At 58.6% G+C, this 9,707-nt stretch carries 9 protein-coding genes and 1 pseudogene; 1 reads left to right on the top strand and 9 read right to left on the bottom strand.

The features are described from left to right. Window positions 1-396: 396 nt before the first annotated feature. The 8 genes and pseudogenes from KGB21_RS27615 to KGB21_RS27580 all read right to left on the bottom strand — a co-directional run bounded on the left by KGB21_RS27615 (window position 397) and on the right by KGB21_RS27580 (window position 7,905). Window positions 397-849: an REP-associated tyrosine transposase gene (locus KGB21_RS27615; protein WP_223507329.1), complete on the bottom strand. Its 453-nt coding sequence runs from the start codon at window positions 847-849 to the stop codon at window positions 397-399. Window positions 850-1,072: 223 nt separating this feature from the next. Then, window positions 1,073-1,738: pseudogene (locus KGB21_RS27610) on the bottom strand (GlxA family transcriptional regulator); the annotation flags it as partial. A 62-nt stretch (window positions 1,739-1,800) separates the two neighbouring features. Next, window positions 1,801-3,255: a sensor histidine kinase gene (locus KGB21_RS27605; protein ID WP_223507327.1), complete on the bottom strand. Its 1,455-nt coding sequence runs from the start codon at window positions 3,253-3,255 to the stop codon at window positions 1,801-1,803. Window positions 3,256-3,448: 193 nt separating this feature from the next. Further along, on the bottom strand, window positions 3,449-3,694 hold the full coding sequence (locus KGB21_RS27600; protein WP_223507326.1) for a transmembrane sensor/regulator PpyR: 246 nt from the start codon (window positions 3,692-3,694) through the stop codon (window positions 3,449-3,451). A 97-nt stretch (window positions 3,695-3,791) separates the two neighbouring features. Next, complete coding sequence (locus tag KGB21_RS27595; protein WP_223507325.1) at window positions 3,792-4,994, bottom strand: NAD(P)/FAD-dependent oxidoreductase; 1,203 nt, start codon at window positions 4,992-4,994, stop codon at window positions 3,792-3,794. A 180-nt stretch (window positions 4,995-5,174) separates the two neighbouring features. Continuing rightward, on the bottom strand, window positions 5,175-5,549 hold the full coding sequence (locus KGB21_RS27590) for a response regulator transcription factor (protein ID WP_223507324.1): 375 nt from the start codon (window positions 5,547-5,549) through the stop codon (window positions 5,175-5,177). A 98-nt stretch (window positions 5,550-5,647) separates the two neighbouring features. Continuing rightward, entirely contained in the window at window positions 5,648-6,301 is a 654-nt protein-coding gene (locus KGB21_RS27585) for a response regulator transcription factor (RefSeq protein WP_223507323.1), read from the bottom strand. A 149-nt stretch (window positions 6,302-6,450) separates the two neighbouring features. Further along, window positions 6,451-7,905 carry a sensor histidine kinase gene (locus KGB21_RS27580; protein WP_223507322.1) on the bottom strand — a complete coding sequence of 485 codons (1,455 nt, stop codon included), beginning with the start codon at window positions 7,903-7,905 and terminating at the stop codon, window positions 6,451-6,453. A 422-nt stretch (window positions 7,906-8,327) separates the two neighbouring features. Here KGB21_RS27580 and KGB21_RS27575 point away from each other — a divergent pair, with 422 nt between their 5' ends. Then, complete coding sequence (locus KGB21_RS27575; protein ID WP_223507321.1) at window positions 8,328-9,302, top strand: LysR family transcriptional regulator; 975 nt, start codon at window positions 8,328-8,330, stop codon at window positions 9,300-9,302. On the opposite strand, the gene KGB21_RS27570 is transcribed toward KGB21_RS27575, so the two are convergent. Then, the gene (locus KGB21_RS27570) at window positions 9,278-9,706 is read right to left on the bottom strand and encodes a nuclear transport factor 2 family protein (protein WP_223507320.1); all 429 of its coding nucleotides are present in this window, start codon (window positions 9,704-9,706) and stop codon (window positions 9,278-9,280) included. The genes KGB21_RS27575 and KGB21_RS27570 overlap by 25 nt on opposite strands. Window position 9,707 lies beyond the last annotated feature (1 nt).

Raw genomic sequence — 9,707 nt, 5'->3', positions numbered from 1 at the left:
GGAGCTTGCTCCCGCTGGGCTGCGAAGCGGCCCCAAAGTCAGCCATCAGGATGTAACTGGATAAACCGGTTCACCGGATTTGCGTCTGCTGCGCAGTCGAGCGGGAGCAAGCTCCCTCGCCACAATGGTGTGTACATCCAGAAAAGAGGTTTCAGCTGCAGGTGCCGCCAGTTTGTTGCAATGTTTGCTGGAGATGAAACACCCAACACCGCCCCCCTGTGGCGAGGGAGCTTGCTCCCGCTGGGCTGCGAAGCGGCCCCAAAGTCAGCCATCAGGATGTAACTGGATAAACCGGTTCACCGGATTTGCGTCTGCTGCGCAGTCGAGCGGGAGCAAGCTCCCTCGCCACAATGATGGGTACATCCAGAAGAGAGGTTTCAGCTTCAGGTGTCTACGCTAGAGCCAGCAGGCGTCCCAGAGTGGGTAGTCACCCACCTTTTTCACCAACCCTGCGCGCAATGGGTTGGCAACGATGTAGCGGGCAAAAGGTCGCAGATCTTCGTCATCGCGGAGGGCTCGATCGTGATAGCCGCTTTGCCAAAAAGCCCCTTGTCTGTTTAAGGCTCGGTTGATCGTGAGCGTGCTGCGAGATTTCATGGTCTGCATGAGTTGAGCCAGGGAGCCTTGCTCAAGTTGTACCAGCCAATGAAAATGGTCTGGCATGACGACCCAGGCAATCGAGTTGACCATTTTCTGGTCGTGAACTCGCTTGAGTTCAGCCACGACTAAACGACCCAATTGCCAATCAGAGAATAGGGGGCTTCGCTGATACACAACCGCAGTCAAGAGATAGGCACGCCCGGGTTCGGAAAAGCGTCCATGACGCAGCAAGTGAGAGTGTGGATGCATTCCTTTGCGTCCTTGAATAGAGATCCCGATTCACCTTAGTCATCCACCTGCCTACACGTAGCGACAATTCCCGAGTGAAATTTCCGAAGTACTTGAAGGACTACACAATCCTGTGGCGAGGGAGCTTGCTCCCGCTGGGCTGCGCAGCGGCCCCAAAAAATCGCCTGCTGCGCAGTCGAGCGGGAGCAAGCTCCCTCGCCACAGGGTTTTCAGTGGTCATTCAAGCGTCATTCAAATATTGCGATTGCAACAGCGGGCTCCATTGTTCCTGGTTGTCCGGGCGGCGGTAGTAGACCACCATTCGCCGGGCGACCAGCATCGCCAGTTCACCACCGCAATCGGCCTCCACCAGCGCCAGGGCCAGGTCGATCCCGGCACTGACACCGGCGCAGGTCCACACCGATTGCTGCTGAATGAAAATCGCCTCGCGGTCGAGTTCGACCTGCGGGAACAGGCGCTCGAACAGGTCGGCCATCAGCCAATGAGTCGCTACGCGCAGGCCATCGAGCAACCCGGTCTGGGCCAGCAAAAATGAGCCGCTGCATACCGACGTCGTGCGTCTGGCTGAAGCCGTGCGCAACCAGTCCACCAGCGCCGCGTTGTCGGCCATGACCTGACGAATGTGCGGCGAGCCCGGAACGATCAGTGTGTCGATCAGGCCATCGCAAACCTCGTCCAGACGCCGGGTTTGCACCACCAATCCTTCGGCCGTCTGGATCGGCCCGCCTTGCAGGCTTGCCGTATGCAGGACGTAACCGGGCAGGCCGCGTTCGATCAGGCTGCAGGTTGCCGCCCAGAAAACGGTCTGCGCGCCGGTCAAATCCAGCAAACCCATTTGCGGGTAGGCGACGAACACAATGGTGCGCGGTTGGGCCGGCGCCTGGCTCATTTCATTGATAGTCACTGCTTGATCTCCATTGCGCCAAGTGCCGGCGACAGGTGTGGATGAAGTTATTCATCGTGTCCCAAACGGGTCAGCGGAATCGCAAACAGGAACTGTGTGCCGACCCCCACCGTGCTGTTGACCCAGATGCGACCGCCGTGGAATTCAATGATCGAGCGGCAGATCGACAGCCCCATGCCCAGACCGTTGTGCTTGGTCGTAAAGAATGGATCGAACAGCGATCCCAGAATGTCGTCAGCAATGCCGGTACCGGAATCGGCGACTTCAAGCACTGCTTCGTTGTCCTGCACCGACGTTTGAATCCGCAAGGCGCGCGCGCGGTCATGCACGTTGGCCATGGCCTGGCAGGCGTTGATGATCAGGTTGATGATGACCTGCTGCAGTTGCACGCGGTCGCCTCTGACATGCGCTCCCGGAGCTCCCAATTGCAAGTGCGGACGCACCTGATGGTTGGAGGTGTCATGTTGCATGAGACTCAGTGAGTCACTGACGATGTCATCGAACACTTCGGCCTTGCGCTGCACATCGCTCTGGCGCGACAGCGCCCGGATGCAGGCGATGACTTCGGAAGCCCTGGCGGAGTTTTGAATAATCCGGTCCAGCGATCGACGTGCTTCTTCGAGGTTCGGCTCCGGGCGGTTGATCCAGCGTTTACAGGACTCGCCACTGGTGATCACCGCGGCCAGCGGCTGATTGATTTCATGGGCAATGGACGCGGCCAGTTCACCCATGGACGTCACCCGCGTCACGTGTGCGAGTTTTGCCTGGGAGTGAAACAGCGCTTCCTCGGACAGTTTGGAGGCTGTCACGTCCATCAATGCGCCGACGTATTCGATGCGCCCGCCATGCTTGAACAAGGGGTTGGCGATCATCTGCACGTGCTTGATCCGCCCATCCGGCATGACCAGTCGATGCTCCACTTCAATCAGGTTTTCCTGGCGCGCGGCCTGTTCGAAAACACGTTCGACAAGGGGCAAATCATCGGGATGGGTGCGCGCCTTGATCATGGCGACGGTGGCTGTAACGTTCGCCGGGAACTCGAAAATCCGCGCGGCTTCATCCGACCAGGAGGCGGTGTCCGTCCCGTCGAAGGTGAAGCCGATGCTGCCGGTATGGCTGAGTTTTTGTGCACCCAGAAAAAACGCTTCCTTGCGGCGTAGCGTGTCGGTCGCTCGTTTACTGCGCAGTGCCAGCAAGGTGATGGTGGTGAGGGCGATCAGGCAGCGGACGAAACCGGCGATGAGCTTCTGGTCCTGATAGCCTTCGTCGAGGATAAAACTGATGGTCAGGAAAGCTATGCAACTGATTGCGACGGCGAGGAACATCGGAATGGAAAAAATGTTCGCCGACATGAACACCAGCGTGATGTAAAGCAGCGTCGGTGCGACATCCACGTTGAGCATCGAATTGGTAATGAAGATCATGCCGCCGACCGCTATGGCGGCCAGCCAGGCTGCTGCGTCTGATAAAAAAAGTTTCTTGCAACGTTTGATGATAGACATTTGTTCTTCCGGATTTTTGCTATCGAACGGCAACTCGCACGGCGCATGCCGGCAAACTCTTCGTGAAGGGCGTACCAGATTTTTTATTGATCAGATTCGAGAAAAAACGCCCGCCAGAAAACGAGTGGCGGGCGCTTGGGAAATGTCCCGGCCCAGCAAGGAGAGGGCTGGCCGGGATACGGCTGTTTAAGCTTCAAACCATGTGGCGAGGGTTGAGTCGTAGACGATTGAAGGTCAGCAAGCGCATCACGTAGCCCAACTTGATGGCCGTCGGGCCGAGAATCGTCAACGCATGGGCACCGATCAGGCCGGGTAGGGACAGGTACTGATCCAGGCCATAGGCCAGGATGGCGCCGACGACTAACGCGACCAGCCCGCCAATCAGCAGGACGTGGGACAAATTCAACACCCGATACGGGCTCTCAAAAAAACCATACATATCGAATACCTGTGATGAGCGTCTGAATCTCGTGACCGACGGCGGCGCCATGGCTGGACGGATGCAGCCCGGCCAACCACAGCAGGCTAACTTGTCGTCAAGCCACCGGAATCAGCGGGTCGGCGGCGGCCAGGGCAGTGGCCCGATCAGCCGCTGGCGGGTAGATCCATACGCTGTTGATCTGGCTCTTGAGTTCCTTGGCTTCCTGCTTGACCAGTTTCACCTGGCGATCCCAGCCTTCGGTGAACACCGCGCCCCAGGTGCCCAGGTCGAGGCAGGTGACGTACTTGGGTTGGCTGTACACCATCGGTTCCACGCCCAACAGGTCGGCGGCGACGTTGTTGCCGGCGTAGCGGCCCAGGGCAATGGCGTGCTGGCAGGACATTGCGGCGAAGTTGCCCACGTCATCGGTCGCGGCATAGGCGACGTCGCCGGAGGCATACACATCGGCGTGATCGCGTACTTTCAGGTGCGGGTCGACATGCAGCCGACCTTGCGGATCACGGGTGCCTTGCACTTGCTCGGTCAGAGGGCTGGCGCGGAAACCGACGGTCCAGATCACGGTTTTGGATTCGATGCGCTGGCCATCGGCAAGGGTGACGCCGTTGGCATCGACCGCTGCCACGGTGGCGTTGAGCACCCAATCGATGCCCAGGTGTTCGGACGCCTCGACAATCGACGGGCGAATGCCATCGCCCATCGCTGCGGCGATTTGCGGGCCGCGGTCGACCACGATCACGCGGATATCGGCGTTGTCACCCAGCACCGCACGCAGACGCGACGGCATTTCGGTCGCGGTTTCGATACCGGTGAAACCACCGCCGGCAACGACCACGGTGTTGCGGGAGGCACTGGCCGGCAAGTCTTTCAGCGACTTGATGTGGGCTTCGAGGCGTGTGGCGGATTCGATCTGATCGACATCGAACGCGTGCTCAAGCATGCCATCGACCGGCGGGCGCATCAGGTGACTGCCGGCGGCCAGCACCAGGCGGTCGTAGCTCAGGGTGCCTTGAACGCCTGCGGCGTCGGTGTAGCTGACGTGTTTGTTTTTCTCGTCGATCACGTCGGCCGAACCCTGGACGAATTTCACGCCCACGGCGTCGAACAGCTCGTTCAACGGCGCCTTCATGTTGTGTACGTTCGGCTCGTAGAAGCGCGGGCGAATCCGCAGCTCGGCTTGCGGCGCCAGAACGCTGATCTCGACGTCGTTACGGTCGTGCTTGTCCAGCAGACGGGCAGCGCTCAATGCGCTCCACACACCACCAAACCCTGCACCGATAATCAAAATATGCTGTTTCATTGTTGAGCTCCTGAAGAACAATCGAGGGCGTTGAAACACTTGCGATACAAGCGCGATCTGAGGGAGATGTTATGTGAGGGCCTTGGATGAAACACTTCTACATAGGGTCAGCTGAAGTATGACTAGGTGTTAGCTGGCTATACCAAAGTGTTAGTTGCGTTAGTTGTGAAGGAAATGAAGTTAGATGCGACGTTCAAGGGCAATGTCGATACAGGCCATCAACTTGTCGGTGCCAAAGGGTTTTGGCAGAAAAGCCACGGGTTTCCGGGCCTTTTTGCTCAATGGCCGCTGCGCCTCCGGGTTGCCGGTAATGAATATGACAGGAATGTGAATGCCCATCGTCGCCAGTTCTTCATACATCTGAATGCCGTCCATGTCCGGCATTTGTATGTCGGAAATCAGGCAGGAAGTTAACCGAGGGCCATCGGAAAAGAGGAAGTCATGAGCGCCAGCATAAGTTCGTACTGTGTAACCGCTGGAGCGTAATAAACTATCCAGCGCCATTCGAACGGATTCATCATTATCGACTACGGAAATAATCGCGTCATTGCGCATTGTTCTACCCTGCGTCGCAGCGGAGAGCTCGTGGAGGCTGTCCGCTATCATTGCAAGATACGCTGTCCTGAATAGGTGCACAGTATACGTGGGTATAGTTACCTCACTGTGGGTTGAGCCGAGATGACCTCGGACATGCGCACCAGATCGGCAAACGAACGCGCACCCATTTTGCGCATGGCCTGGCCACGATGGATTTTCACCGTGATCTCGCTCAGGCCGATTTCCCCGGCGATCTGTTTATTCATCAAGCCTGATGCCGCCAACGCCATGACTGTTTGCTCGCGCGCTGACAGCGTCTGGTGGCGCGCGCGCAACTGATCGGCATAACGCTCGGATTCACGACGCTGTTTGTCCCGTGCGTGGGCGGCGCACACCGCGTCGATCAGGTCCTGTTCGCGAAAGGGTTTGGTCAGGAAATCCACCGCCCCGGCTTTCATTGCGCGCACGGTCATGGCGATATCGCCGTGCCCGGTGATAAACACGATCGGCACGTTGATACCGTGGGCGGCCAGTTCGTTTTGAAAGTCCAGGCCACTGCTGCCTTGCAACCGCACATCCAGCACCATGCAACTGGCAGTCTCGGGACGGTTGTACTTCATGAACTCGTCGACCGAGCCGAACAACTCGACCCGCAGGCCGATGGAGCGCAACAGGCTGCCGAGGGATTCGCGCAGGGGTGCATCGTCGTCGACGATAAAGACAATGGGCTCGTTGAGAGCGTTTTTCTGAATGGACTGTTGTTCGTTCATTGCTTGATCCCAAAGGAGGGTGGACATGCAGTCGCCCCCACGCTGTGTTCCTTGCGATGGGCGTTACCTTAAGCGCATGCCGGGCGGGCGGCATTCATGCCTTTGGGCGCCGGTGTAGTGCTCAGGGTTGCCCGCGATATACCTTTGTATTAAATGGCTGATGCGTAGTCCGGGTCGTTGGCGACCAGTACTGGCAACGCAAACAGAAACGAGCTGCCCTGGCCGGAGGCACTGGTCGCCCAGATCCGCCCGTTGTGGAAATCGATGATCGAGCGGCAGATGGAAAGTCCCATGCCCAAGCCGTTTTCCTTGGTGGTAAAGAACGGCGTGAACAGGTTGGGCAAGACTTCGGCGGGGATGCCCGAGCCCTGGTCGGCTATTTCCAGCACGGCCTCGTTGTCCTTCACCCAGGTTCGTACGGACAGAATCCGCTCGGACGCCTTGACTGCGTCCATGGCCTGGCACGCGTTGATGATCAGGTTGATGATGACTTGCTGCAGTTGCACGCGATCGGCACTGACCTGTCGGCCGAAAGCGCAGAGCTCGATTTTCGGCGTGATCTTGTGATGGGCCAATTCGTAGCGGACCAGGCTCAGGGTCTCACTGACGATGTCGTTGAGCGACTCGCTCTGGCGCAAGGGGTCACTTTTGCGCGAGAACGCCCGGACCCGGCGAGTGATCTCGCTTGCTCGATTGGAGCTGGCGATGATTCGCTCCAGTGACTGACGCGCTTCGACCAGATCCGGCATCGGGCGGCTCAACCAATTGCGGCAGGCTTCGCCACTGCTGGTGATCGCCGCCAGCGGTTGATTGACTTCATGGGCGATGGACGCCGCCAGTTCGCCCAGTGAGGTGATGCGGGTGACATGGGCCAATTGGGTCTGGGCGCGACACAGCGCTTCTTCGGCTTCTTTGTTGGCGGTGACGTCCATCAACGCACCCAGGTATTCAAAACGCCCATGCTGGGTAAACAGCGGGGTGGCAAACAGGTGCAAATGCTTGATGCGCCCGTCGGGCATTAGCAGGCGATGCCGGACCTCGATCAGGGTTTCATGGCGCGCAGCCTTTTCGAAACCGGCCAGCAGCAGTGGCAGGTCATCGGGATGGGTGCGCGCCAGGAACAAGGCGACCGTGGGCGGCGTGCCCGCCGGGTATTCGAGGATCCGTGCCACCTGATCCGACCAGGAGATCGCTCCCAGATCGGCGCGAAAGCCGAAGCAACCGGTCTGGGTCAGGCGCTGGGCACCCACCATGTAGACCTCTTTGTGGCGCAGGCTGTCGGAGACCTGTTTGCTGCGCAGCGCCACAAAGGTAATCGCCGCCAGCACGGTCAGGCTGCGCAGCAAATCCGAGGTCGATTCCCAGCGGTGAAAGCCGCCCTGATAAATGAAAATTGCCGTCAGCACCGACATGCAGCACAACGCGATCAAAATCACCGCACTAATCGACAACAGGTTGATCGCCATCAACAGCAGGGCGATGTAGAGCGTGGTGGTCGTGAGGTCGGTGCGGGTTTCGGTGTTGATGAAAATCCCGCACGCGACGATCAAGCCCACCAACCACACCAGCGCGTTCTCCAGCGGCTTCAGGCTGGTAGCGATCAAGAAACGAGAAGTCCTTTGGCCAGAGTTGTACAGCATCTTGCTGTCGGCTCCTTTTAGGAAGGGATGTGTGCCGCGTGCATGGGCAGGCTTATTTGTCTGGTTTTCGATCATGCGCGCCTCGGTTTCTGGTCGGGCTGGGAGCGGAGAATCGGTTCAGTATCCTAGAAGCACGGACCTGCGTTCCGTTAGGACAAAAAACCCGAAATATCTGCCAGGCGTTTGGCGCACGCGGTGACCTAAAACAGTTGGAAGTCATTCATAACATTGGTTTTTTTAGTCACTGGCTATACCGAGGTATCAATGCACTCATCTAACGCATGAGTGAGCTGTCCCCATGTACGACAGACGATTTTTGCCCACGCACATAACCTGTTCATGCACTTTCCTGAACTCTTTGGCCTCGTGCCCAGGTAGCGAACATCATGAACAGAAATGACCTGCGTCGTGCCGACATCAATCTGCTGGTGGTGTTCGAGACGATGATGCACGAGCGAAATGTCAGCCGCGTCGGTGAGAAACTGTTCCTCGGCCAGCCAGCCATCAGCGGTGCATTGGGCCGTTTGCGCGTGATGTTCGATGACCCGTTGTTCGTTCGTGCCGGAAGGGTGATGGAGCCGACCGCGCGGGCGGAAGAAATCTTCGCCAACCTGACGCCGGCGCTGGACGGCATGGCGGCCGCATTGAGCCGATGCCAATCTTTCGACCCGCGCACCAGCGAAGCGACTTTTCATGTCGGACTCTCTGATGACGTCGAATACGCCTTGCTCCCGCGTCTGTTGCGGCAGCTGCAAATCGAGGCACCGAACATCAGGTTGATCGTGCGTCGAGCCGATCACCGGCAGATGTCGCAGATATTGCTCAGCGGCGAAGTATCCCTCGGCATCAGCCATACCCACGACCTGCCGGCGACGGCACGTCGCAAGGGCTTGCGGCCAATTCGCCCGATGCTGCTGCGGGCGGATAGTCGACCCGGTCCATTAGGATTGGAGGAGTTTTGCCGCCGTCCACACGCCATGGTGTCGTCGACAGGCAACGTGATGGACGACACCGATCAGGCTCTTGGACTGCTTGATCGGCAGCGCAAAGTCGTGCTGACGGTTCCGCAGTTCAGTGCGTTGCCGGTGCTGTTGGCACACAGTGAAATGTTGGCCATCGTGCCGGATTACGTGGCCAGGGCCATGGTATCGCCGGGTGGATTGCGCGCCGAGCCGGCGCCGGTGGAGTTGCCTTCGCAGGAGCTTTCCATGGTCTGGCGCGCGGCGGTGCACAACGATCCGGGCGAGCGCTGGTTACGTTCACGCTGCAATGGGTTTTTCTGCGAGCCGGTCGAGCTGCAAGTGGTGCCAAAGCCTCGACCGGTGCTGCCCAACGATCAGGCTTTACTGGCGGCCAGATAAGCGCCGAGACGCTGGCCCATTTCCGCGCCCAACGCTTGCAAGCCGCTCAACGGACGAACCATCACTTCGAATTCGACGATTTTTCCCTGTTCGTTGAAGCGGATCATGTCGATGCCCTTCAACTGTTTTTCGCCGACCTTGGCGCTGAATTCCAGCACCACATTCAAGCCGTCGGCGCTGACCAGTTCGCGGTGGTAGGCAAAGTCTTCGAACACCTTGCACACGGTGTTGAGGATCATCGACACCACCGGCGCGCCCGGATACGGCGTGTGCGCCATTGGCGAGCGGAACACGGCTTGCGGGTCCAGCAACTCCGGCAAGTGGCTCAAGTCACCGCTGCGGATCATCTCGTGCCATTGGCTCAAGGATGCGGCGGCGTTGGGGTGCAGTTTCAGTTCAGACATT

Source organism: Pseudomonas sp. GL-RE-29, from assembly GCF_019947275.1.
Lineage (GTDB): Bacteria > Pseudomonadota > Gammaproteobacteria > Pseudomonadales > Pseudomonadaceae > Aquipseudomonas > Aquipseudomonas fluorescens_A.
The sequence above is the reverse complement of the archived record's forward strand: the minus strand, read 5'-3'. Positions and strand labels throughout refer to the sequence as shown.